This window comes from Ruegeria sp. AD11(2025) (assembly GCF_056542405.1).
This window is the reverse complement of the sequence record NZ_JBQFZU010000002.1, coordinates 175,543-196,987: the sequence shown is the minus strand read 5'-3', so window position 1 is coordinate 196,987 and position 21,445 is coordinate 175,543. Positions and strand designations below refer to the sequence as shown.

Sequence of the window (21,445 nt, the reverse complement as noted above, 5' to 3'; positions counted from 1 at the left end):
TTAGTTACCGTCCTTCAAACCCATCAACGCTGCTGCGAACGGGTTATCGGGATCGATAGCCTTTTCCTTCTTGGGCGGACGGGACGAGAAGGACTTAGCACCTTGCGGCTTGCCCCCCTTCTTACCCTGCGGCTTGCCGCGCCCGTCCTGAGGCTTCCCGCGCGGTTTGCCTTTGCCCTGCCCCTGCCGCTGTTCACGACGCGGGCCCCGGTTGGCCTGGCGCTGACGACCCCAGGTGAAGGTGTAGAATACTTCGACCCCGGGTTCCTCTGATTCCAGAACCTCAGCTACTGCCTCGGTGCTTTCGGTGGCCTCGGCTGGCGCCTCGGCGGGGGCGACGACCTCTTCGGTTTCCGCGACCGGTGCCGGGGTTTCTTCGGTTACCAGTTGTTCGGTCGCTTCCGTGTTGGGTTGCTCTGCCGGAGCAGGTTTCACCTTTTCACGCTCACCACGTTCAGCCTTGTAGCCCAGGCCCTGCATCAGGTCGGCGAACTGTTCCAGCGTCATACCGGTGATCGACAACATGTCAGGCTTCGCTTCGAATCCACCACGGCTGTCTTCGGCTCGCAGCATGTCCGCCAGACGTTCCAGCATGTCGATCCGGATCGAGCGTTCACCTGCATCGCGGTAGCCGCACATGGTATCGTAGCCCGCGGGCGCATCCTTGGCGACCGGTACGGTGACCAGACCCGGAGGTGGCGCTTCGGGGAATTCCTGCAGGCCGTTGGACAGCGCCCACAGAACCAAACGCAGACGCGTCGGAGCGGGCTTCAGCAGTAGCGGCATGAAGATCGTGAACTGGCCAAAGCGAATGCCGTGCTTGCGCAGCGCGCCGCGGGCGTCCTGATCCAGGTCCTTGACCTCTTGTGCAACGCCAGCGCGGGGCAGCACACCCAGTGCTTCGACCATGCGGAAGGCGAAACCCTTGGCCAGACCGGTCAGTTCTTCGTCGCGCGACAGGTTCAGCAACGGCTCGAACAGCGCTGCGACCTTGCGGTCAATGAAATGCTGCAACCGACGCTGAACTTTCTGTTCGACATCCGGTCCTGCGGCCTCATCCACAAAAACCTCGACCAACGGCTTAAGGGGCTCTGCCCCGGCAACCAGTTTGCCGACGGCATATTCGCCCCACATCAGGCCACCCTGATCGGTGAAATCAATTTCGGTATCGGGCGCATTGTAGAAGCGATCGGCGCGCAGATGGAATTGCGGCGCGAGAGCTTGCAGGGAGGCCGATTTCAGAGCTTTCGCCTCAGTTCCTTGCGCGCTTTTGTCCGGGCTAAACCGGAACCCTTCCAGACGACCGACGAATTCGCCTTCGACGGTCACTTCACCCTTGTCATTTACTTCGGCCAAAAGGGCCTCCTTCTGTTTGAGCCGGCGCAGCAACACAGATGTGCGCCGGTCCACAAATCTTTGCGTCAGTCGGTCATGTAATGCGTCCGACAGCCTGTCTTCTACAGTGCGCGTTTCGTCACGCCAATGTGATTCGTCACGCACCCAACCGTTTCGCTGCGCAACATATGTCCAAGTGCGAATATATGCCAACCTTTTGGACAATGCATCAATATCCCCATCCGTGCGGTCGATTCGACGGATTTGCCGCGCCATGAAATCATCCGGGATCGATCCGCGTTCATGCAAGTGACCATAGATCACTTCAAGCAGGCTGGCGTGTTCGGCATGGCTTATGCCGCGAAAATCCGGGATTCGGCACACATCCCACAGCAATCGGACGGATTGGGGGTCACTGGCGCGTGCCGCTACCTCGGTCACTTGCGACAGTGATTTCAGCACATTCAGGTCATCCGCGGGCCGTGCCTTGATCAGATGTTCGTCGTTTGGACTGACCTCAAGCGAGTCGATCAGCGCCGCAACCGAGCCAAACCGCAGGGCGGCATTCCGCCAGTTCAGCTTTTTCATCGGCGTGAACCGGCTGTCCATGATGGCCTGCGCCACGCCTTCCTCTAGTTGCGGAGCCTCACCGGTCACGCCGAACGTGCCATCCGACATCCCGCGACCAGCGCGGCCTGCGATCTGGGCCAACTCATTGGGAGCAAGCGGACGCATCCGGCGGCCATCGAATTTGCTTAGGGAGGAAAAGGCGACGTGATCAACATCCAGGTTCAACCCCATGCCAATGGCATCGGTGGCGACCAGATAGTCGACCTCGCCATTTTGATACAGGTCCACCTGCGCGTTCCGCGTGCGCGGGCTGAGCGCCCCCATGACCACGGCCGCGCCGCCCTTTTGGCGGCGCAAAAGCTCGGCAATCGCATAGACACTATCGACTGAGAACCCGACAATCGCACTGCGCGGCGGCATTCGGCTGATCTTTTTCGAGCCCGCATAGACGAGTTGCGACATCCGTTCACGGCGAACAAACTGAGCCTCGGGCACCAGCGCCGCGATGGAGCCGCGCATAGTGTCTGATCCCAGAAACAGCGTCTCATTGGTGCCGCGTGCCCGCAGCAGGCGGTCGCTAAAGACATGGCCGCGTTCGGGATCGGCGCAGAGCTGGATCTCGTCGATGGCCACAAAATCCGCGCCCATGCCCTCGGGCATCGCCTCGACTGTGCAAACCCAGTACTGGGTGCGCGGCGGCACGATCCGCTCTTCACCCGTGACCAGCGCCACAACGGACGGGCCGCGAATAGCGACGATCTTGTCATAAACCTCGCGCGCCAGCAGACGCAGCGGCAGACCGATTACACCGGTCCGATACCCCAGCATCCGCTCGATAGCGTAATGGGTTTTTCCTGTGTTGGTCGGGCCGAGTACGGCCACGATTCGGGATGACCCGCTCACCTTTGCCCCCTGCCCCGTCTCTTAGAGGGCCGAGCCCTCGACCTGGGGCTTCAGTCGATTCACCGCATTGGTTACTTCTTCATGATGAGGATGTATAGCCAGCGCGCGCTCATAGGCGTCGAGCGCTTTGTCGGGCTGTTCGATGATCTCGAAGATCAGCCCGAGACCGTAGATCGCTTCGTAGTTATTCGGGTTCAACGTCAGCGCGTGCTCAAGATCGGCTGCCGCCATGCCAAAGCGATCCATTCCGAAAAACGCCGAAGCCCGCAAATGCCAGCCTTCGGCAAATCCGGGCGCGTGATCGGTCAGCGCCGTCAGGTGTTCGATAGCGGTTAAAGTATCTCCGTCTTCCAGCGCCTCGCGCCCGCGCTCCAAAAGCAAATCCGCCGAGGCCGAGCCGGATTGCGACCACAGCGCCTTGAGCTGCCGATCCAATCCAATCGCCTGTTCCGGCGTGGCCAGCGCCAGTTGCTGCAACAGCGCGACCTCATCCCGCAGGTCCGCCTGTTGCGCGGCGGAACTGGTGGAAAACATGACTGTGACAAAAAATGCCGCAACGGTACCTTTGAGATTGTTGATTGCAATGCCCATAACAATGTTCAGTGTAGCGTTGCGACCGGGGATGTCCATTCACGGCGCAGAAACAATATGAGGAACACAATGAGCGACACTCTTGAAAAGGCCGCGGCCGCGCTGAACGAAAAATTGACCGGCGGCGATTTCGACGCATCGGCCAAGTTTGCCATTGCCGATCTGGGCGCTATCGTTCTGGACGCAAACGGCGCACGCGTCAGCGACGAAGAAACCGACGTAACCCTGAGCGCCGATGCAGACACGTTTGAACAGATCCTCAGCGGCGACCTGAACCCCACCGGTGCGTTCATGTCTGGCAAGCTGAGCGTGGACGGTGACATGGGTGTTGCCATGAAACTCGCTTCGGTGCTGGCCTGATGCAGGTCTCGCCGGCCCCTTTTTATGAAGACGTGGCCGGCGGACCCGCCGGTGGTGCCGCTCACTGGGTGACAACTTCGGACAACATCCGGGTTCGCGTAGGCCACTGGCGCCCCGAAGGCGAGGCAAACGGCACGGTGATGCTGTTCCCCGGTCGAACTGAATACATCGAGAAATATGGCGATGCCGCAGTTGAATTTGTTGGTCGCGGCTTTGCCTGTCTGGCCGTTGACTGGCGTGGTCAGGGGCTGGCAGACCGTCTGCTTGAAGACCCCCGCGTCGGACATGTCGAGCACTTCACCGACTATCAGCAGGATGTGAAGTCCACTCTGGATCTGGCCGAGCAACTGGAGTTGCCGAAGCCATGGTACGTGATCGGCCATTCGATGGGCGGCGCGATTGGCCTGCGCGCAGTTCTTGAGCGCGACTGTTTTACCGCCTGCGCCTTTACCGGCCCCATGTGGGGCATCTTTTTCACTCCGATCATGAAACCGCTCAGCCGATTAACCGCCTATTGGGGGCCGCGCATCGGGCTGGGGGAAAAGACCCCTCCGACCACGTCGCTGGAAAGCTATGTTGCCTCGCAACCCTTTGACGGCAACGTGCTGACACGTGATCCGGCGATGTACCAGATGATGAAGGATCAACTGGTCGCGCACCCCGAACTGGCCCTCGGTGCGCCGTCGACGATCTGGCTGCGCGAAGCACTGGACGAATGCGCCTGGTTGATGGAACAAACCGCCCCCGCGACACCCGCCCTGACCATCCTGGGCAGCCATGAGCAAATCGTTGACCGGAAGGCGATCCGCGCGCGGATGGCGAACTGGCCCAACGGTACGCTGGTCGAAATCCCCGACGGTGAACACGAGGTGCTGATGGAGCCGCCTGAGGTGCGTGGCCCTGTCTACGACCAGTTGGCCGCGCATTTTCTAGCCGCGCAATCGGGCGCTGCACCTGCGCCGGCCCTCTCGAACTAAAGATACACTCACGCAATGGCGGCTTGTGATCCGGGCCGCCCGCGCCTAGATGTTTGCGAAAGCAGATATTTCGAGGTGATCCATGCGCGACCTTCCCTTTCCCGTCCGAGACGCAAACGCAGCCGGAGGAGCCGGCGATCTTGGCAACCTGCCGGAATGGGATCTGACCGACCTTTACAGTTCGGAAAAAGCGCCGGAACTGGGCCGTGATCTGGACTGGTTGGAGGGCGAATGCGCGTCTTTTGCAGCCGACTACGAGGGTAAGCTGGCGGATCTGGATGCCGAAGGCCTGCTGACTTGCGTCCAGCGCAACGAAAAGATCAACTCGATTGCCGGTCGCATCATGTCATTCGCCGGTCTGCGGTATTACCAGCTGACCACCGATGCCGAGCGCGCCAAGTTCCTGTCGGACATGCAGGAAAAAATTACCATCTTCACTACGCCGCTGGTTTTCTTCACGCTGGAAATCAACCGGATCGACGATGACGCGCTAAAGGCGCGTTTCGACGCAAATGTCGATCTGGCACGCTATGAGCCGGTCTTCCGCCGCATCCGGGCAATGAAACCCTATCAGCTTTCGGACGAACTGGAGAAGTTCCTGCACGATCTGGGTGTTGTTGGCGACGCATGGGAGCGTTTGTTCGACGAAACCATCGCAGGTCTGACCTTCACCGTCGACGGTGAAGAGCTGAATATCGAGGGCACCCTGAATCTGCTGACGGAACAGGATCGCAGCAAACGCGAAGCCGCCTCGCGCGAGTTGGCTGCTGTGTTTCAAGACAACATCAAGACCTTCGCCCGTGTGCACAACACTCAGGCTAAGGAAAAGGAAATCGTCGACCGCTGGCGCAACATGCCGACTGCGCAGACCGGCCGTCACCTGTCCAACGACGTCGAACCCGAAGTGGTCGAGGCGCTGCGCGAGGCCGTTGTGGCCGCCTATCCCAAGCTGAGCCATCGTTATTATGAATTGAAACGCAAATGGCTGGGCCTGGATGTGATGCAGGTCTGGGACCGCAACGCGCCGCTGCCGATGGAAGACACCCGGGTTGTCGGCTGGGAAGAAGCCGAGAAGACCGTAATGGATTCCTATAACGCCTTCGATCCCCGCATGGGTGAGATTGCAGCGCCGTTCTTCTCGAAAGGCTGGATCGACGCAGCTGTAAAACCGGGCAAGGCTCCGGGTGCCTTTGCACATCCGACCGTGACCGAAGTGCATCCGTATGTGATGCTAAACTATCTGGGCAAACCGCGCGATGTGATGACCCTGGCGCACGAGTTGGGCCACGGCGTCCATCAAGTGCTGGCCGCCGACCAGGGAGAAATGCTTTCTTCAACACCTCTGACACTGGCAGAAACTGCCTCGGTGTTTGGTGAGATGCTGACCTTCCGCAAGATGCTGGATCAGGCCGAAACGCCGGAACAGCGCAAGGTTCTGTTGGCCGGTAAGGTCGAAGACATGATAAATACGGTAGTCCGCCAGATCGCCTTCTACGACTTCGAATGCAAGCTCCACGCCGCCCGCCGCGAAGGCGAACTGACCCCGGACGACATCAATGCCCTGTGGATGAGCGTTCAGGCCGAAAGCCTTGGCCCGGCGTTTGAATTCATGGATGGGTATGAAACTTTCTGGGCCTATATACCGCACTTCGTTCACTCACCCTTTTACGTCTATGCCTACGCCTTCGGCGACGGCTTGGTGAACGCGCTCTATTCCGTCTACGAAAGCGGATCGGAAGGGTTCGAGGACAAGTATTTCGAGATGCTGCGCGCTGGCGGGTCCAAACATCACAAGGAACTGCTTGCCCCGTTCGGGCTGGATGCGAGCGATCCTAAGTTCTGGGACAAGGGCCTATCGATGATTTCAGGCTTCATCGACGAACTGGAAGCAATGGAAGGCTGATCACTTCTCGCTTTTGGTCGTCAGGAACACGGCGGCCACGATCAACACGGCTCCAAGGGCTTCAATCGGTGTGATTGCGGCCCCCAGAAACAAAGCCGAATTGACAAAGGTGAACACCACAGAAGCGGCAAACATCAAGGTCGCCGTCAATGTCGACACCCGAGCAGCAGCCTCGTACCAAAGGTAGTAGGCCAAAGCGGTTGGCAGTACACCCAATAGAATCAGGAACACTACGTCATTGGTGGTAGGTAGCTGCAGCGAGAACGCAGCCACAGGGACCAGCAGAACGCCCGAACACAGAAAGATCCCGAACAGGAAATTCAATCGGTCGCCGGTCGATTCAGAACTCCGCATTGCGCGGCTGCTGGAGATCAGAAACACTGCCCAGCTTAGTCCTGCGCCAATCTCAAGCAGATCACCAAACAAGGGCTCTCCGCCTCCCTGGAAATCCCGATAAACAGTTAGAAAAACGCCCAAAATGGCCAAAGCTGTGGCCAGAAAATCGGTGCGTGTGACCGGGGTGTCCGCAAAGAAATACAGGAACACCAGAACAAAGAAAGGAGCTGTATTTTCGAGCACCATAGCGTTGGCTGCACCGGTATGCTCCAGCCCGATATGGAAAAGGATGTAGTTGACCACTGTCGACAAAACAGCCAGACGGAAATTCCAGTCGCCTAGTCGGATCGACACAGGAATGTGCATCGCCCGCAACAAGCCGAATATGGTGAGCGTGGCGATGAACAGGCGGGTCACCGCGATCTGCATCCCCCCAAGATCAGCGGTTAAATAGCGGACGATGACACTGTGCGTTCCCCACAGAAACGCAGCAAGAAACCCCAGAACCAGACCGTTTTGCAGAAGGCTGGCTTTAGGCATCCCACTGCCCCGTTTACTTCAGCTGGCTGTCTTTGGAACCGCGCCGGTTAATGCCCGAACGCGCCTTGAAGGCTCCGTCGCGTTCTTGCTGGCAATCGAGGCACAGCTTGACGCCTGGCAAGGCCAGCCGCCGCTTCTCTGGAATCGGCTCTTCGCATTCGGCGCAATGGGTCAGGCTTTCCCCTACTGGGCGCTTTTGCGCCTGCATCCGGGCCAACTCGTCCGATATGGACGCCTCAATCTGTTCACTCACCGCGCCATCGCGCGCCCAGCCGCCTGCCATGGGCCTCTCTCCTGATCAGGTACCGGCCAGATTAGCCCGGCGGTGCGTAGCGTGGCAAGTCAGAGTGGCACGGCCCTTTCCAGAACCAGATCAATCATTTCCTGCGTTCCGCGCGAGAATTCCAGGGGGCACGGATACACGGCCCCTTCGCGCACCGAGCGGCAGAACGCCTCGACCTGCAGTTTGTAGTGGTCGTCGCCGGGGAAACGCATGACCTGAACCTCAAGCCCCGGGCGGTGCAACTCCACCCGTGCCTCGCCAAAGACCCGCGCGTTAAACGGCGCAGTCAGGCGGATTACACCGCCTTCTCCGTGGAACACCATTTCCTGATGCGGGTGCATACGAATCGAGACATAGCTTGAATAGGTAAACCCCGGAAACTGCGCGCGGATTTCCGCAAAGGTGTCGATACCATCTTCCCACCGGATCGCGGAATCGACCTGCACCGGTTCCTGACCTGTCGCAAACCGCGCACCGCCAATCACATAGACGCCGATGTCACGCAGCCCCCCACCACCTGTTTCGGCGCGATTGCGGATGTTCGTAGTATCCGCACGATTGTCGAAACTGAACGCACCGGTCACATGCGCAAGGTTTCCAATAGCTCCGTCCGCGATCAGTTTTTGTACCAACTGCCACTGAGGATGATGCACGATCATATAGGCCTCGGCCGCCAGCAAACCGGTTTCATCCCGCTTTTGGATCAGCGGTGCAAACTCGGTCGCGGTCATTGTCATGGGCTTTTCGCACAGCACGTGTTTCCCCGCATCCAGCGCTTTGAGGGCCCATTCCACATGTAGGTGATTGGGCAGCGGGATGTAAACGGCTTCGATCTGAGGATCGGCAAGCAGAGCCTCATAGCTGTTGTAAACCGTCAGATCGGGGCAATAGGCCTGGAACGGTTCGGCCTTGGCCGCGCTTGACGTGGCCAGCCCGGCCAGGCGCGCACCGTTGGCTGCGTGAATCGCTGGCGCCATGAATTGGCGCGCAAATTTGGCCGCGCCCAGAACACCCCATTGAACTGGTTTTTGCATATTCTCCTCCGACATACGTGATCTCAGCCGAACCCGAGAGTTAACGCTAACAGACAGTTTCTCGCCCTTCTAGCAACCTTCCGACGTTAAGTCAGGCTTTTATCTGCAAGGAACCACCCTAATCTGCCCGTACAGGTCGGGAGGGTGTGAGAATGAAGCGGGTCTTCAAATGGATAGGCGTTCTGCTCGGGTTTGCGGTGATCGTCGGTGCTGTGGTGTTTTTCGGATTTCTGCCGTCTTACATCGAAGCGAAACGCAACAGCGTGATCGACCACGCACCCTTTGAAATATCGGGGGACGCTGCCACCTTACACGAAACCCTGATTGTCGGCGACCTGCACGCAGACCCCTTGTTGTGGAGCCGAGATCTGAACGAACGCGGCACACGGGGTCAAGTCGACATCCCCCGTCTGATCGAAGGCAACGTAGCCTTGCAAGTCTTTACCGCCGTGACCAAATCCCCCGCCGGACAGAACTATGAGGCAAACTCGCCCGAGGCGTTCGACAACATCACCCTTCTGGCGATCGGGCAGCTTTGGCCCTTACGCACCTGGGACAGCCTCAAAGAACGCGCCGTCTATCAGGCCGAAAAGCTGCACCAGTTCGAGGCTTCTTCGGACAGCCAGTTGAAGATTATCAAAACCCGCGCCGACCTGGATACCGTATTGGCCGCACGTGCCGCGGGTCAGCCGGTTGTCGGAGGCATTCTGGGCATCGAAGGCGCACACGCGCTGGAAGGTGACCTGAGCAATCTGGACACGCTGTTCGATGCCGGGCACCGCGTCTTTGGACTGCACCACTTTTTCGACAATGAACTGGGCGGGTCGCTGCATGGTTACGGCGAAACCGGCCTGACCGAGTTCGGCCGTCAAGTCGTGACAGAACTGGCGCAGCGCCCTGTCGTCATCGACCTTGCCCATTCCAGCCCGCAGGTCGCTCATGAGGTGATCGCAATGACCGACGTCCCCCTGATTGTCAGCCATGGCGGTCTTCACGGGTTCTGCCCGGTCAAACGTAATTTTCCGGACAACCTGATGCAGGACATCGCCGCAACCGGGGGCGTCATTGGCATGGGTTATTGGGCGGATGTGACCTGCGGCGACATCACTCCGACCGGAATCGCCAGGATGATCAAGGTCGCGATCGATACGGTGGGAGAAGATCATGTGTCGCTGGGTTCGGACTATGACGGCTCGGTTGAAACGGCGTTTGACACCTCGGAACTGGCCACCTTGACGTCAGCTTTGCTGGCGCAGGGTCTGACCGAAATGCAGGTTCGCAAGGTGATGGGTGAGAATATGGTGCGCGTTTTCAGGCAACAATTGAACTAGCTGAAGCTTGCGCCGTAACCGCTTGATTTCACGACCGGGATTCACTCAAAAACCGGTGGGTAACCCCACTGTTTCAAATCTCGACATCCGAATTTCGTGATCCGTTTTTCCGCTCTCTCCGTACCAAAAGTATCGCCGATGGGAAGAGGTGCTTTTGCAAGCCCTTTCCCTGTCAAAGGTGGCAACTAGGGTGGGAGATGAACCGAAATGCCAGAAATGACAGACGGACCTACGATCACGGAACGCGTTATTCAGATCAGCGGAGACCCGGGAACATTTGACAACAACGGCGGGGATTTCGACATCCTCCGTGAAGCCGTAATCGCGGCGGGACTTGCAGGGACACTGGACAGCGACGCGGTCGATCTGACCGTATTTGCACCAACGGATGCTGCCTTCGTGGCCTTGGCGCAGACCTTGGGCTTTGGCGGCACGGATGAGGCCGGGGCGCTTGGGCACATCGTGAAGGCGCTAACCCTTCTGGGCGGCGGTGACCCCCTGCCCCTGCTGACCAATATCCTGCAATACCACGTCGTTGACGGTTCTTTCACCAAAGATGCCGTTGTCAGTCTTGGTGACGGCGCCCAGATCGAAACCTTGCTGGGAACAAGTCTGGAACTGAACCTGCTGAGTTCGCCTCCAAGCCTGGAAGACGCGGATCCGGGCATTGCGGACCCGGGTCTCATTGCCTTCGACGTCGAAGCTTCGAACGGGATCATCCACGTGCTTGACGGCGTACTGCTTCCGGTCTCGGTTACCGGAATTCTGGGGCAGAAGAACACAGACTTCATTATTGGTGACGACTCGGACGAGTTTCATTTTACCGGACGCGGTCAGGACTTTGTGCATGGCGGCGGCGGCAGTGATTTTATCGTTGCCGGGCGCGGCAATGATGTCGCCTTGGGCGGCACTGGGCATGACACCATCTTTGGTGGCCGCGGCAAGGACATCCTGCGCGGTGATGAAGGCGAAGACTCTATCTTTGGCGGTCGTGGAAAGGATCTGATCGATGGCGGAGCCAACGATGACTTTCTGGTTGGTGGTCGCGGGCACGACACCTTCTTCTTCGACGATGGCGACGGAGAAGACCTCATCCTCGACTTCCAGGTTGGCAAGGACAAAATCGACCTCAGCGCCTATGACGGCATTCACAGCTTTGAGGACATCGAAGACCATATCTCGGGCGGTTTCTTCAGCACAACCATCGAGTTGGGAGATGGCGACAGCATAGACCTGCTTGGCGTGCGGGCCGGCCAGTTGTCCGAGAGCGATTTTGTATTCGCGTAACAAAAAAAGCCCGCCGTGAAAGGCGGGCTTTCTTAGCTTGGGCAGGTCTCAGACCGTGCCCAGCATTCCTTTTTCACGCGCCAGTTCACGCATCTTTTTCTGCAGCTTCTCGAAGGCACGGACTTCGATCTGGCGAATGCGCTCGCGGCTGACATTGTACTGCGTGCTCAGTTCTTCCAGCGTGACGGGCTGATCCATCAGACGGCGCTGCGTCAGGATATCCTTTTCCCGATCGTTCAGCACGTCCAAAGCAGCCGCCAGCAACTCACGCCGCGCATCCAGTTCGTCACGCGCTTCATAGTCGCCAGCCTGGTCGGCATCTTCATCCTCAAGCCAGTCCTGCCACTGCATGGTGCCTTCACCCTCGGACCCGACGGTCGCGTTCAGCGAAGCATCGCCACCGGACATCCGGCGGTTCATGCTGATGACTTCTTCCTCGGTCACGCCCAGATCATTGGCGATCTGCGCGACGTTTTCAGGTCGCAGGTCACCCTCTTCCAGCGCACCGATGCGCGCCTTGGCCTTGCGCAGATTGAAAAACAGCTTCTTCTGCGCCGAGGTCGTTCCCAGTTTCACCAAAGACCACGACCGCAGGATGTATTCCTGGATCGAGGCGCGGATCCACCACATCGCATAGGTCGCCAGACGGAAACCCTTTTCCGGGTCGAACCGTTTGACCGCCTGCATCAGGCCCACGTTGGCCTCGGAAATCACCTCGGCCTGCGGTAGGCCGTAACCGCGATACCCCATAGCGATCTTGGCCGCCAGTCGCAGGTGCGAGGTGACCATTTTATGAGCCGATTCAGTATCTTGCTCTTCCACCCAACGCTTGGCGAGCATGTACTCTTCTTCCGGTTCCAGCAGCGGGAACTTGCGAATTTCCTGCATATAGCGGTTCAGACCGCCTTCCGGCGTCGGCGCGGGGAGATTTGCGTAATTTGCCATGTTTCATGTCCCTCCGACAAATGTTTAAGTCGTTAACATGGATATGGGAGGTCTTCCCAATCCGTTCAAGAGGTACCGTTAACAGTTTGGAATTAACGATTGATAAAGGAAACCTAAGAAAGTCTTATTCACGGAACTTTGCGCATTATGTCAGCGGCGCGCGAAGCTGTTCAATCAGTTTTTGCATGTCTTCCGGCAATTCGGCCTCAAAGCGCAGGTTTTCCCCCGTCACCGGGTGTTCAAAACCCAAAACGGCAGCGTGAAGTGCTTGGCGTGGGAAGGCGCGGACGGCTTCGGAGGTTACGGCGCTGAACGCCTTGGCCGCCAGTTTGCGCTTACCCCCATAGACAGGATCACCCACCAACCCATGCCCGGCATGGGCCATGTGGACGCGAATCTGGTGCGTGCGGCCGGTCTCCAGCCAGCATTCGATCAGCGCCAACCCCGCCGGAATGCCGAATGCCTCGACCACGCGCGCCCGAGTAACCGCGTGGCGACCACCGTGAAACAGCACTGCCTGTCTTTGCCGGTCGGTCTTGTGCCGCGCCAACTGAGTGGTCAGACGCATGATGTTTCCAGGCTCGAAGCTAACCCCCTTCACCCCACGCAGACGCGGGTCAATCGCATCAGGCACGCCGTAGCAAATGGCTCGGTAATACCGCTCGACTGTGTGCGCCTCGAACTGCGCCGCCAGCCCATGATGTGCCGCATCCGATTTCGCGACCACCAGCAAGCCACTGGTTTCCTTGTCGATACGATGCACGATTCCGGGGCGTTTCACTCCACCAACGCCAGACAGGTCGTCGCCGCAATGATGCAACAACGCGTTCACAAGTGTCCCGTTCGGAGAACCCGGCGCAGGGTGCACGACCATACCCGCCGGTTTGTTGATAACGATCAGATCAGCGTCCTCGAATACCACCTCCAACGGGATATCCTCGGGACCGATATGGCTGTCCTCGGCCTCGGCCACAGTGATGACCACGGTTGTGCCTTCCGCCATCTTAGCCTTGGGGTCGCGCACCACGGTCCCGTCGATCCGCACGGCGCCTTCATCGATCAGCTTGGCCAATCGCGTGCGTGACAGGTTTTCCTCGGCTGGCACATCGCGCGAAAGCGCCTTATCAAGGCGTGGCGGCGGATCGGCCGCGATATGAAACTCAATCTGACGGGTGCTCATGACTGTCCCTTCCGAACCCCAAGAACCGCAGGAAACGCCGCAGCTTCGCCTGCTACGGAGAATGGTCATGCTGCTGACCGCGGTGATGATTGGCGGGGTTCTAGTGACATTCGCGCTGATTGTCATCCGACTATCGGATAGAACCCCCGCCCTGCCGGAACAAGTCGAACTGCCCGATGGCGCGAAGGCGCAGGCCGTAACCATCGGCAACAACTGGTACGCGGTGGTGACGGATGACAACCGCATTCTGATCTTTGACAAGACCACCGGCCGCCAGCGTCAGGAAATCACTATCGAGCCCTGACTCTCAGTTCTCCAGCGCCATGCGGAACACGATCTCGGACGCGCGGCGCAGGGCATCGTATTCCTGGGCCGTGTCGCGACGGAATTTCTGATCCTCGTCGCTCAACTCAACCGGGTCGAACATCTGAGGGCGTTCGGGAAAAAACTCTTGCCGGAACGCGACATCGTGGCTGGCTACGAATTCGTCCAGCCAGGCCCGCTCATCCGGTTCCAAAACGTCGTACCTCCGGATCATGACCGGATCTTCGACCACGCGTCGGCGCAGACGACGGCTTTCCTGACGCCCGAGCGCCCTGGACACGATGCCAAAGGCCTCGCTGGCGGCTCGCGAATGCGACAGGTTCGAAGGTTGATCGACCACCACTTCGCCGGGCAAAGACACACCGATACGCGACATGAAATCGTCGACCACATTCCCCTGCACCATCTGAGAACGATCATAAAGAACCGGCACGATGGCGACCCCCGGAAAAGCCTGACGGATTCGATCCAGCTTTGCCGAAAAGCTGTAAATCCCCGGATCAGCCTTGATCCTGCTCAGCAAGTTCCCGACATAGTCGGTTGCACTCCCCCCCAACCGGCCGTTCTTGGCACGTTGCTTGTAGTCAGCTTCGAGGAAATCGGAATACCTGCGGCAATAGTAGGTGACCCGCAGCTCGCGCGAGGGGATTTCCGCAAAGACCTGCGCCAACCTGCTCAGGTCGCAGTTATAGAACATTTCGGATGACACCAGGCAGGTCTGATCTCTGTGCGCGTCATATTCGATGGCCATTGCCTCACGAAACGAGTCCATCGGTTGATTGGTCTGGTTCATGTGAAAGGCAATGATGTTGTGGCTGATCGCAAGACGGCCTTGGCCTTCACGGCGCCGCCGCCCGGTTTCCATATAGCGCAACCCTACATCGGCAAGCTGTACCCTGTTCTGCTGCACATATCCCTGAAGCGCAGTCGTGCCGGTCTTGGGCATACCCAAATGCAGCCAAAGCATCAGATGCCTCCTGTTTCAGATTTGATCCCGATCATTCGCTGTGACTGGCCGTAAAACCCGCCGTCATCCGCTGCATCAGGCCCTGCATCTCGGGTTGTTCACGCAGCTGCGCAATCTTCTGTCTGTGCAGGTCGCAGGACATGCGGTGCAAACGGGACGTCTCGGGGTCTGAGAGCAGTTCGTAATACTGCTCGCGCTTGCGGTCGAGGATGGCATCAATCGAGCCATCTTCCTTGGCGTTATGGTTCATCATGTCCCAATACTCCATGCCAAGGCTTTCCCCCGTATGGTGGGCGCGGCCGCGTAGTTTCTTGACTAGGTAGCTTTCGCAGGACTTCAGCGCATAGTGGTTGATCTGGACCAGATCATAGCCAATGGAATCCCGCGCAGACCGCCAGCTGCCGGTAAAATACCGGTCCGGCATCAACTGCCCCGATCCGTTGTACCAATGGCACTCTTCCATGGACTCGACCGTGGGCCGCTTTGGCCTGTGAACGCCCAGGGTGTTCCAAAGCTCACGCCGGAACATTGTCTTGAACCCCCAGGCTTGCGGCGGTCGGTGCTTTTTCTGCTGTGCCGCGCGTCGAAACTGATCCGACAGGAATCGGTCTTCATACCGAACGACACCTGCATTCCCGAACAGCCGCCACGTCATCGAGATCATTTTCGCGTCCGGAATCGCATCGGTCAGCGCCCTCAGCGTGTTATTCCCGGTTTTGATGTTGATGTGTTCGTCGGCGTCAATCACGAGAACCCAGTCCTGAGGCCGCGCGATCTCCATCTTCAGGAATTTCCTGTAGGCCCGTTTTTGCGGATTGCTCTGGCGGCGTGCATTGTTGTCGACATGGGTCAGGATGCCCCTTTCATCCAACCGCTGCAGCAGGGCGTCCGTGCCATCGGTGCAGTCATTGGTCATCACGACAATCTGGTCGATACCGATTGCGCGGCAATGGGCCACCCACTCCAGCACAAAGGGACCCTCGTTCTTCATCGGGGTCACGCTTATGAATCGGGGATCGTGGTCAGACACTTATTCGCCTCGTGTTTTACCGCTTATTGAACCTGCGCCCGAAACCCTGCGGCTTTCGCTCGGGCCACAGCCTAGGCTTACTGGGCACAACAGCCAAGAGTAATAAGCTTCGTATTGAAGACCTGCGTCTTTCTCATCATGTACGGGCCAGTTGGTTCGCAAAACGCTTGAATGGCGGAAACAGGTCATGCGCTTTTTGCAGGTATGACCTTGCCTTGCCCTTTTTGCCCCGCCGCAGGTATATTTGACCGGCTTCCCCCTGAATAACCGCTGAGTTGTCATCGAGGTCAGCCGCCTGAACGATCTGGTTTTGCCCTTGCTCGACGGTCTCATTCCTTTCCAGAAACTTCCCCATCGCGAAAACCAGAAACGGGTTTCCGGGATCACACGCCACAGCTTCGGCCAGTGTCATCCGGGCGCGGGGCAAATCACCATCCGCTTCGTAAAGCACTGACAGCCTTTTATGATAGAGCGGGTTTTCCGGCCAGTCGGACGTAATTTTCCGCATAGCATCAATGGCTTGCGATAGGCTAATGGCGTCCAATTGCCAGTGCAGTACAGCCCTGCCCGCCAGAACACCCGGGTTATCAGCACTTGTACCCACAAAACCGTCGAACCCTTCGCTCAAGCGCTCCAAACGAGAACGATCATCAAGAATCCTGCGAGCTTTTTGATCCAATGCTAGATCGGCCCAATCCAACAAGATGAAATCGAAATTGCAGGGCTGCCTGACCAGTACCTTGTGCTGCACCAAGTACAGATTGTTGAATGGTGGGAAACGCCGTCGACGAACCTGTCTCTGCACCTGCCAGTCCGTTGGTGGAAACAGCCGGGCGGAAACCTGATCGCGGTACAGCATTCGGGACGCCAGCACTGCAACATCGGGACGTAATGGCTTGCCCCAGAACGCCCGCGCCAAATAACGGCTGGCAGACCACCGTTTCTTTTGCGCCCCCAGTGTGGCCGCGCGCAATGCAAGCAATACGGCATAGTCTTCGGACCACAGGTTCCCGTTGGCCAGCCCGGCTGCGGCCAGCTTTTCGCATTCCTTCCACTTTGACAGGTAGAAACAGTTCATAGCCTGCAACAGCGGCATGAACGCGTTGTCGGCCCCTTCGTCCAGTATGGGCCGCGCCAATTCGTAGGCTTTTTCTATTTCATCCTGCGCGCACAGATATTGAGCGGCCTTGGCATAGATATGTGCTGCCTCAGACGGGTTCAAAAAGGCATTGGGCCCCTTGGAAACACGATCAACCACACGATGATTGGCAACAGAGATTTCATCGTCGGACAGGACATTCTTGAACACTAGGCGTTGCCGCCCCGATATCCGGGCAGCGGCCATTGAAAACGCTGATATGTAAGGCGCGACCACCTGCTCGGCCCGTGACATCGTGTACAGTTCAAGAAAATCGCGCTGCGCCCGCGTCAGATCAGAGACATCCGCGATGTCTGACATCCGCAATAGCTTAGGGTACCGCGTTTGAAACCGGGTGATCAGCTCCGGCTGATCTGAAAACATGATGGCCGTTTGCCCGGAGTTTTTTTCTAGATGCGCCTCGTACAACTCCTCCGGTTCAATCTTGGCGGGCCACGTCGTGTGCTTCCAAGGCAACCCGTTCAGAATGTCACCCCGCCGGATGTGGTAGGCCGACACCCCTTGCCCGGACAGTTTCTCATCGGCGCTTGCCATCATGGCGCGGATCTCGTCCGTAAAGCCGATCTGATGGATAAAGTCCCGGTATCGCGGGCGGATCGTCTCTATATCCTCCCAGGGGAAGGCCAGCACCTCGAACCCTTCCTCGACCAGAACCGAGCGGCCCGCATTGAGATGTGCAATCAGGCGATCCGGAGTTTTGTCGCCCCGAAAGGTCCAGATGGGCAGGGCCTTTCTGGTAAGGCGGTCGAATGCCTTGGCGCTGAGAAAGCGCGCATTCATCCAGTCCTGCGCGAACAGTTCCTGCGGCTGATCCAGCTCGGGCGCGTCCGATCCCTGCGGAAACCAGTTCACTTTGTATGAAGTGTCAAAATCCTCGGCCAGACGGATGCAGGTCAGCATCATCAACAGGCGCGCGCCCATGCGGTCCTTGCGCTGTCCGATGAATACCCCTTTTTCTCGCGTCATGAGGAGTTCCCGTCCAATGCAGCGCGACGCAGCGTTCGGAACCTCTGGCGGGCCTGCCGCACCAATACCGGGTGACTCTCGCCTGCCTGCGCCTCGATGGCGCGCATAACCATGGGCAGACGGCGGCGCGCGCGCATCATCCGGTAAAACTCACCCGTCGTTAGCGTACCGTCCATCGCCTTCAGCATTACCGGCTTGAGGATATCCAGTTTGCGCAGCATCGGTGCAGCGAAGTGGTTCGAAAACCACGTCTTGAGCAAAATGACGTTTTCCCCCTGCAACCGCGTGACCTGCCGCCGGTCGAGCTCGAAAAAGGGGTCATAGAACACATAGGCCCTACCCGCCGCCTTCACTGTCTGCGCTGCGTCCCCCAAAGGCAGGTCCCAGTCCTGAACCTGACCAAAACGATACCGGGTTTCCCACGGCACCAGACGTTCATCCAGCGTGGTCTGCGGGTTGAACGCAACCACATGCGCGCCGGGCACCAGTTCGGAAAAGGTCAGCGCCCCGAAGCCGCCCATCGAAGCACCGGCAAAGACGACTTGATCAAAGTTGTCGAAAAACCCCTCAGCCGCGCGGCTCTGAAAATACGAGATGATCTCGGGGTCGCGATACCACGCCTTGGTGCGCGCAAAGACCCCCATATGAGACCAGCCTTCATCACGAAAGAACTTCCAGCCCCAGGGTTCGCGCGCAAAAGACAGATCGTTGGCATTGGCGATATTGTCAAAACTGACAACCAGTTGTGACGCGGAACGCTGGTGAAACAAAACCGAATGGCGTTCCAGCTTTTGCAGGAACCCGGAACCGTCGCCGCCCGGATAAAGCTCAACAAACCACGGCGGCGCGGGATCGGTCAAAATACGCTCGTACCCCGTCTTGCGGTCGGGGTGTTCTGGCTTAAGCTGCTCTTTCGAAAGGTCGTCTGCCATGATCCTCAGGTGAGATTATCCGCCAACCACATCCGGAAATCCACCCAATCCGGGCGCGTTTTGATCTCGGCGATTTTTGCGCGGTGCCAATCGCAGGCCTGCGCGTGCAATTCACGCAGCACCGGGTCTGCTTTCAGCTCTGCCAGCAGAGGTGCCGCACGCCGTGCGATGGGCTGAATGGACGGGTCGGTTTCTTTGTTGGCGTTCATGTCCTGCCAGTAGGACTGTCCCTGATCCACCTTGATATGGTTGGTCCGGCCCCGGTCGCGCTTGATCAGAAAACCGTCCAGAGACCGGACCGAATAGTGGTGCAGACGACCAAGCGAATGATCGAAATTGCGCCATGCACGCCAGCCAACCTTCTCGGCTGGGAACAGTTTACCTCCGGCATCCGACCAAGCGACCTCGCCTTCCTTGCCCTCTTCCACACCCTTCGGACGATGCGGCCCGAACCGGGTGAACTTGCCATTGTTGCGGAACAGGGTTTTCAAACCATAGGCCCGGCCCGAGTGATAGGGAAACTCCTGATCCCCCATCGCAAAGGCTTCGGTTACAGGCCGGTCTTCAAAGCTGATATTTCCGGAGCTTCCAAACAGTTTCCACGCGAATGAGATCGCATCCACCGGCTGACCTGCTCGGCTTTCGACCTCGGCGATCAATGCGTCAAAGCTGTTGTCGCCGTGGCGGATATTCCAGAACTCATCCACATCCAGACACAGCAGCCAGTCGGCTTCTTTCACCTTGGGCTGACGCCGCGCCCGCCGCAACATCTGATGCTGTGGGTTACCACCCTCTTTCACCTCGTTCGAGACGTGGGTGGCCAGCCCCAGTTCCTGCAATCTGCGAGCGATATCGTCGGTGCCGTCATCGCAGTCATTGGTGAAAATCACAAAGTGATCGACACCCAACGTCTTATGAAACGCAACCCATTCCAGCATGTAGGGGCCTTCGTTCTTCATCGTGGTGAATACGGTTATGGCCTGCGACATCAAAACTTCCCAACTTGTATTGACGTTCGTCATACACAACCCCGAGGGCGTGGGCGAGACAGGAAATCACGACAAGGATAATCCAGGGCAAACTGGTGCACCTCTACCCGCCCCAACGGGCAAATCGCCAGATTGTCTGATGAGAATGGTGCGGTCGAGACGCTTCGAAATCACGTATCACCTAAAATCAGCCGATCTCAACGAGCAGCGTTATTCATTTTTATTTTTTATTTTTAGATAGTTACTTGCCTCTTTTAATCTCAGGATCTATCAATAGCCATCATCAAACCTCGCGGCAAAAGGTGGACACTAAGGTGGATAAATGACGAGAGCGCTTCATAAACTTACCGCACTTAAAGTAAAGAACTCACCACCTGGAAAGTACTCCGACGGCGGCGGCCTCTGGTTGCACAAACGCGCTGACGGCGGGGCTCAATGGTTTCTCCGGTATGTATTGTACCGCCGCAGACGAGAAATGGGCTTAGGCTCCGCCCGAGAAGTCTCGCTGAAAGAGGCACGGAATGAAGCAGAAAAGTGGAGAAAAGTTCTACGAGAAGGCAAGGACCCGATCAAAGAGAGGGAGAAACAAAAAAAGGAAGCCGCGCGAGATTTGTACCTGCTTCGCGATATAGCTCAAGACGCCTTCGAAGCTCGAAAGGCCGAGCTAAAAAACGACGGTGAAGCGGGACGCTGGTTTAGTCCGTTAGAGCTTCATGTTCTTCCTAAGCTGGGTTCGATGCCAGTCTCTCTAATCGACCAAAACGATATTCGGAACACCCTCCAGCCTATTTGGCACGAAAAAGCATCCACAGCCCAAAAGGCTATTGAACGATTGGGAATTTGTATTCGCCATGCGTCCGCACACGATATCGATGTTAACCTTCAGGCGGTTGCGAAGGCAAAAATCCTGCTTGGGAAACAGCGCCACAAAGTAAAACACATCCCTGCGATGCACTGGAAAGATGTGCCTGACTTCTACGCTAGTCTCGTCGAGCCGACACCGACACATCTTGCCTTACGCCTGCTAATACTTACCGCAATGCGATCAGGGCCCATCCGCTTCTTGCGGACGGAGGAACTTTCATCAGATTTATGGACCATTCCCCATGAGAAAATGAAATCCAAGGTTGGCGAAGATGATGACTTTCGTGTCCCACTTTCGAAAGAAGCCCAACATGTAGTCAAATTGGCGAAGCCATTTGCGCGAAACGGTTATTTGTTTCCAGCCAAACGAAAAGGCGTTTTAAGCGACGCCACAATGGCAAGGTTGATGGAACGAAGGGACTTAGATGCCCGACCTCACGGATTTCGGTCAAGCTTTCGCGATTGGTGCGAAGAAGCCACGAATACTCCCGAGCACATCTCAGAAGCTGCCTTGGCTCACTCAAGCGGGAACAAAGTTATGGATGCTTACCGTCGAACCCAGTTTCTCGATAAACGTCGCCCTCTAATGGAGAAGTGGGCGAAACACGTAACCAGCTTCGCAACCAAGACATGAAGGCC

At 57.7% G+C, this 21,445-nt stretch carries 19 protein-coding genes; 7 read left to right on the top strand and 12 right to left on the bottom strand.

Annotation, left to right across the window (positions count from 1 at the left end; genetic code table 11):
* Window positions 1-2,808 (bottom strand): helicase-related protein, encoded by a 2,808-nt coding sequence (locus tag ACR1XY_RS02810; RefSeq protein ID WP_480589673.1) that lies wholly within the window; start codon window positions 2,806-2,808, stop codon window positions 1-3.
* A gap of 21 nt (window positions 2,809-2,829) precedes the next feature.
* A complete protein-coding gene (locus ACR1XY_RS02805; protein WP_480589672.1) occupies window positions 2,830-3,438 on the bottom strand; it encodes a tetratricopeptide repeat protein in 609 nt (202 codons plus the stop codon).
* Window positions 3,439-3,468: 30 nt separating this feature from the next.
* Between ACR1XY_RS02805 and ACR1XY_RS02800 the strand changes: the two genes are divergently transcribed.
* The 3 genes from ACR1XY_RS02800 to ACR1XY_RS02790 all read left to right on the top strand — a co-directional run bounded on the left by ACR1XY_RS02800 (window position 3,469) and on the right by ACR1XY_RS02790 (window position 6,639).
* On the top strand, window positions 3,469-3,759 hold the full coding sequence (locus tag ACR1XY_RS02800; RefSeq protein WP_480589671.1) for an SCP2 sterol-binding domain-containing protein: 291 nt from the start codon (window positions 3,469-3,471) through the stop codon (window positions 3,757-3,759).
* Entirely contained in the window at window positions 3,759-4,736 is a 978-nt protein-coding gene (locus tag ACR1XY_RS02795) for an alpha/beta fold hydrolase (protein WP_480589670.1), read from the top strand. The genes ACR1XY_RS02800 and ACR1XY_RS02795 overlap by 1 nt, the downstream gene beginning before the upstream one ends.
* A gap of 82 nt (window positions 4,737-4,818) precedes the next feature.
* Complete coding sequence (locus tag ACR1XY_RS02790) at window positions 4,819-6,639, top strand: M3 family oligoendopeptidase (RefSeq protein ID WP_480589669.1); 1,821 nt, start codon at window positions 4,819-4,821, stop codon at window positions 6,637-6,639.
* Here the strand turns inward: ACR1XY_RS02790 and ACR1XY_RS02785 are convergent, their stop codons facing one another.
* The 3 genes from ACR1XY_RS02785 to ACR1XY_RS02775 are packed head-to-tail and all read right to left on the bottom strand — an operon-like array spanning window position 6,640 to window position 8,832.
* Window positions 6,640-7,515: a DMT family transporter gene (locus ACR1XY_RS02785; RefSeq protein WP_480589668.1), complete on the bottom strand. Its 876-nt coding sequence runs from the start codon at window positions 7,513-7,515 to the stop codon at window positions 6,640-6,642.
* A gap of 13 nt (window positions 7,516-7,528) precedes the next feature.
* On the bottom strand, window positions 7,529-7,798 hold the full coding sequence (locus ACR1XY_RS02780; RefSeq protein ID WP_480589667.1) for a DksA/TraR family C4-type zinc finger protein: 270 nt from the start codon (window positions 7,796-7,798) through the stop codon (window positions 7,529-7,531).
* Between the two features lie 59 nt (window positions 7,799-7,857).
* Window positions 7,858-8,832 carry a Gfo/Idh/MocA family protein gene (locus ACR1XY_RS02775; RefSeq protein ID WP_480589666.1) on the bottom strand — a complete coding sequence of 325 codons (975 nt, stop codon included), beginning with the start codon at window positions 8,830-8,832 and terminating at the stop codon, window positions 7,858-7,860.
* Between the two features lie 152 nt (window positions 8,833-8,984).
* Here ACR1XY_RS02775 and ACR1XY_RS02770 point away from each other — a divergent pair, with 152 nt between their 5' ends.
* Both ACR1XY_RS02770 and ACR1XY_RS02765 read left to right on the top strand, forming a co-directional pair.
* Complete coding sequence (locus ACR1XY_RS02770) at window positions 8,985-10,163, top strand: dipeptidase (RefSeq protein ID WP_480589665.1); 1,179 nt, start codon at window positions 8,985-8,987, stop codon at window positions 10,161-10,163.
* A gap of 207 nt (window positions 10,164-10,370) precedes the next feature.
* A complete protein-coding gene (locus tag ACR1XY_RS02765) occupies window positions 10,371-11,450 on the top strand; it encodes a fasciclin domain-containing protein (protein WP_480589664.1) in 1,080 nt (359 codons plus the stop codon).
* A gap of 48 nt (window positions 11,451-11,498) precedes the next feature.
* Here the strand turns inward: ACR1XY_RS02765 and rpoH are convergent, their stop codons facing one another.
* Together rpoH and ACR1XY_RS02755 are read right to left on the bottom strand one after the other, a co-directional pair.
* A complete protein-coding gene (rpoH, locus tag ACR1XY_RS02760) occupies window positions 11,499-12,395 on the bottom strand; it encodes an RNA polymerase sigma factor RpoH (RefSeq protein ID WP_170324581.1) in 897 nt (298 codons plus the stop codon).
* 145 nt (window positions 12,396-12,540) lie between these two features.
* Window positions 12,541-13,575, bottom strand: coding sequence for an RluA family pseudouridine synthase (locus ACR1XY_RS02755; RefSeq protein ID WP_480589663.1), 1,035 nt, complete (start codon window positions 13,573-13,575; stop codon window positions 12,541-12,543).
* Here ACR1XY_RS02755 and ACR1XY_RS02750 point away from each other — a divergent pair.
* The gene (locus ACR1XY_RS02750) at window positions 13,574-13,879 is read left to right on the top strand and encodes a DUF6476 family protein (RefSeq protein WP_480589662.1); all 306 of its coding nucleotides are present in this window, start codon (window positions 13,574-13,576) and stop codon (window positions 13,877-13,879) included. The two genes, ACR1XY_RS02755 and ACR1XY_RS02750, sit on opposite strands and share 2 nt — an antisense overlap.
* A 3-nt stretch (window positions 13,880-13,882) precedes the next feature.
* Here ACR1XY_RS02750 and ACR1XY_RS02745 read toward each other — a convergent pair whose 3' ends face one another.
* The 5 genes from ACR1XY_RS02745 to ACR1XY_RS02725 all read right to left on the bottom strand — a co-directional run bounded on the left by ACR1XY_RS02745 (window position 13,883) and on the right by ACR1XY_RS02725 (window position 19,942).
* Window positions 13,883-14,866 (bottom strand): hypothetical protein, encoded by a 984-nt coding sequence (locus ACR1XY_RS02745; RefSeq protein WP_480589661.1) that lies wholly within the window; start codon window positions 14,864-14,866, stop codon window positions 13,883-13,885.
* Window positions 14,867-14,897: 31 nt separating this feature from the next.
* Window positions 14,898-15,896, bottom strand: a complete 999-nt coding sequence (locus ACR1XY_RS02740) for a glycosyltransferase family 2 protein (RefSeq protein WP_480589660.1) — start codon at window positions 15,894-15,896, stop codon at window positions 14,898-14,900.
* 136 nt (window positions 15,897-16,032) lie between these two features.
* Window positions 16,033-18,021 (bottom strand): hypothetical protein, encoded by a 1,989-nt coding sequence (locus tag ACR1XY_RS02735; protein ID WP_480589659.1) that lies wholly within the window; start codon window positions 18,019-18,021, stop codon window positions 16,033-16,035.
* Window positions 18,018-18,953, bottom strand: a complete 936-nt coding sequence (locus ACR1XY_RS02730; RefSeq protein ID WP_480589658.1) for a hypothetical protein — start codon at window positions 18,951-18,953, stop codon at window positions 18,018-18,020. Before ACR1XY_RS02730 ends, ACR1XY_RS02735 begins: the two co-directional genes overlap by 4 nt.
* 5 nt (window positions 18,954-18,958) lie before the next feature.
* Window positions 18,959-19,942, bottom strand: a complete 984-nt coding sequence (locus ACR1XY_RS02725) for a glycosyltransferase family 2 protein (RefSeq protein WP_480589657.1) — start codon at window positions 19,940-19,942, stop codon at window positions 18,959-18,961.
* A gap of 322 nt (window positions 19,943-20,264) precedes the next feature.
* On the opposite strand from ACR1XY_RS02725, the gene ACR1XY_RS02720 reads away from it, so the two are divergent.
* Window positions 20,265-21,440 carry a tyrosine-type recombinase/integrase gene (locus ACR1XY_RS02720; RefSeq protein ID WP_480449960.1) on the top strand — a complete coding sequence of 392 codons (1,176 nt, stop codon included), beginning with the start codon at window positions 20,265-20,267 and terminating at the stop codon, window positions 21,438-21,440.
* Window positions 21,441-21,445: the final 5 nt, after the last annotated feature.

What these genes read in the sequence shown, in the direction of transcription:
- ACR1XY_RS02800 (WP_480589671.1), top strand. Translation starts at nt 3,469, where the DNA reads ATGAGCGACACTCTTGAAAAGGCCGCGGCCGCGCTGAACGAAAAATTG.
- ACR1XY_RS02720 (WP_480449960.1), top strand. Translation starts at nt 20,265, where the DNA reads ATGACGAGAGCGCTTCATAAACTTACCGCACTTAAAGTAAAGAACTCA.
- rpoH (WP_170324581.1), bottom strand. Translation starts at nt 12,395, where the DNA reads ATGGCAAATTACGCAAATCTCCCCGCGCCGACGCCGGAAGGCGGTCTG.
- ACR1XY_RS02795 (WP_480589670.1), top strand. Translation starts at nt 3,759, where the DNA reads ATGCAGGTCTCGCCGGCCCCTTTTTATGAAGACGTGGCCGGCGGACCC.
- ACR1XY_RS02805 (WP_480589672.1), bottom strand. Translation starts at nt 3,438, where the DNA reads ATGGACATCCCCGGTCGCAACGCTACACTGAACATTGTTATGGGCATT.
- ACR1XY_RS02750 (WP_480589662.1), top strand. Translation starts at nt 13,574, where the DNA reads ATGACTGTCCCTTCCGAACCCCAAGAACCGCAGGAAACGCCGCAGCTT.
- ACR1XY_RS02780 (WP_480589667.1), bottom strand. Translation starts at nt 7,798, where the DNA reads ATGGCAGGCGGCTGGGCGCGCGATGGCGCGGTGAGTGAACAGATTGAG.
- ACR1XY_RS02735 (WP_480589659.1), bottom strand. Translation starts at nt 18,021, where the DNA reads ATGACGCGAGAAAAAGGGGTATTCATCGGACAGCGCAAGGACCGCATG.
- ACR1XY_RS02745 (WP_480589661.1), bottom strand. Translation starts at nt 14,866, where the DNA reads ATGCTTTGGCTGCATTTGGGTATGCCCAAGACCGGCACGACTGCGCTT.
- ACR1XY_RS02765 (WP_480589664.1), top strand. Translation starts at nt 10,371, where the DNA reads ATGCCAGAAATGACAGACGGACCTACGATCACGGAACGCGTTATTCAG.
- ACR1XY_RS02785 (WP_480589668.1), bottom strand. Translation starts at nt 7,515, where the DNA reads ATGCCTAAAGCCAGCCTTCTGCAAAACGGTCTGGTTCTGGGGTTTCTT.
- ACR1XY_RS02775 (WP_480589666.1), bottom strand. Translation starts at nt 8,832, where the DNA reads ATGCAAAAACCAGTTCAATGGGGTGTTCTGGGCGCGGCCAAATTTGCG.
- ACR1XY_RS02725 (WP_480589657.1), bottom strand. Translation starts at nt 19,942, where the DNA reads ATGTCGCAGGCCATAACCGTATTCACCACGATGAAGAACGAAGGCCCC.
- ACR1XY_RS02755 (WP_480589663.1), bottom strand. Translation starts at nt 13,575, where the DNA reads ATGAGCACCCGTCAGATTGAGTTTCATATCGCGGCCGATCCGCCGCCA.
- ACR1XY_RS02730 (WP_480589658.1), bottom strand. Translation starts at nt 18,953, where the DNA reads ATGGCAGACGACCTTTCGAAAGAGCAGCTTAAGCCAGAACACCCCGAC.
- ACR1XY_RS02770 (WP_480589665.1), top strand. Translation starts at nt 8,985, where the DNA reads ATGAAGCGGGTCTTCAAATGGATAGGCGTTCTGCTCGGGTTTGCGGTG.
- ACR1XY_RS02790 (WP_480589669.1), top strand. Translation starts at nt 4,819, where the DNA reads ATGCGCGACCTTCCCTTTCCCGTCCGAGACGCAAACGCAGCCGGAGGA.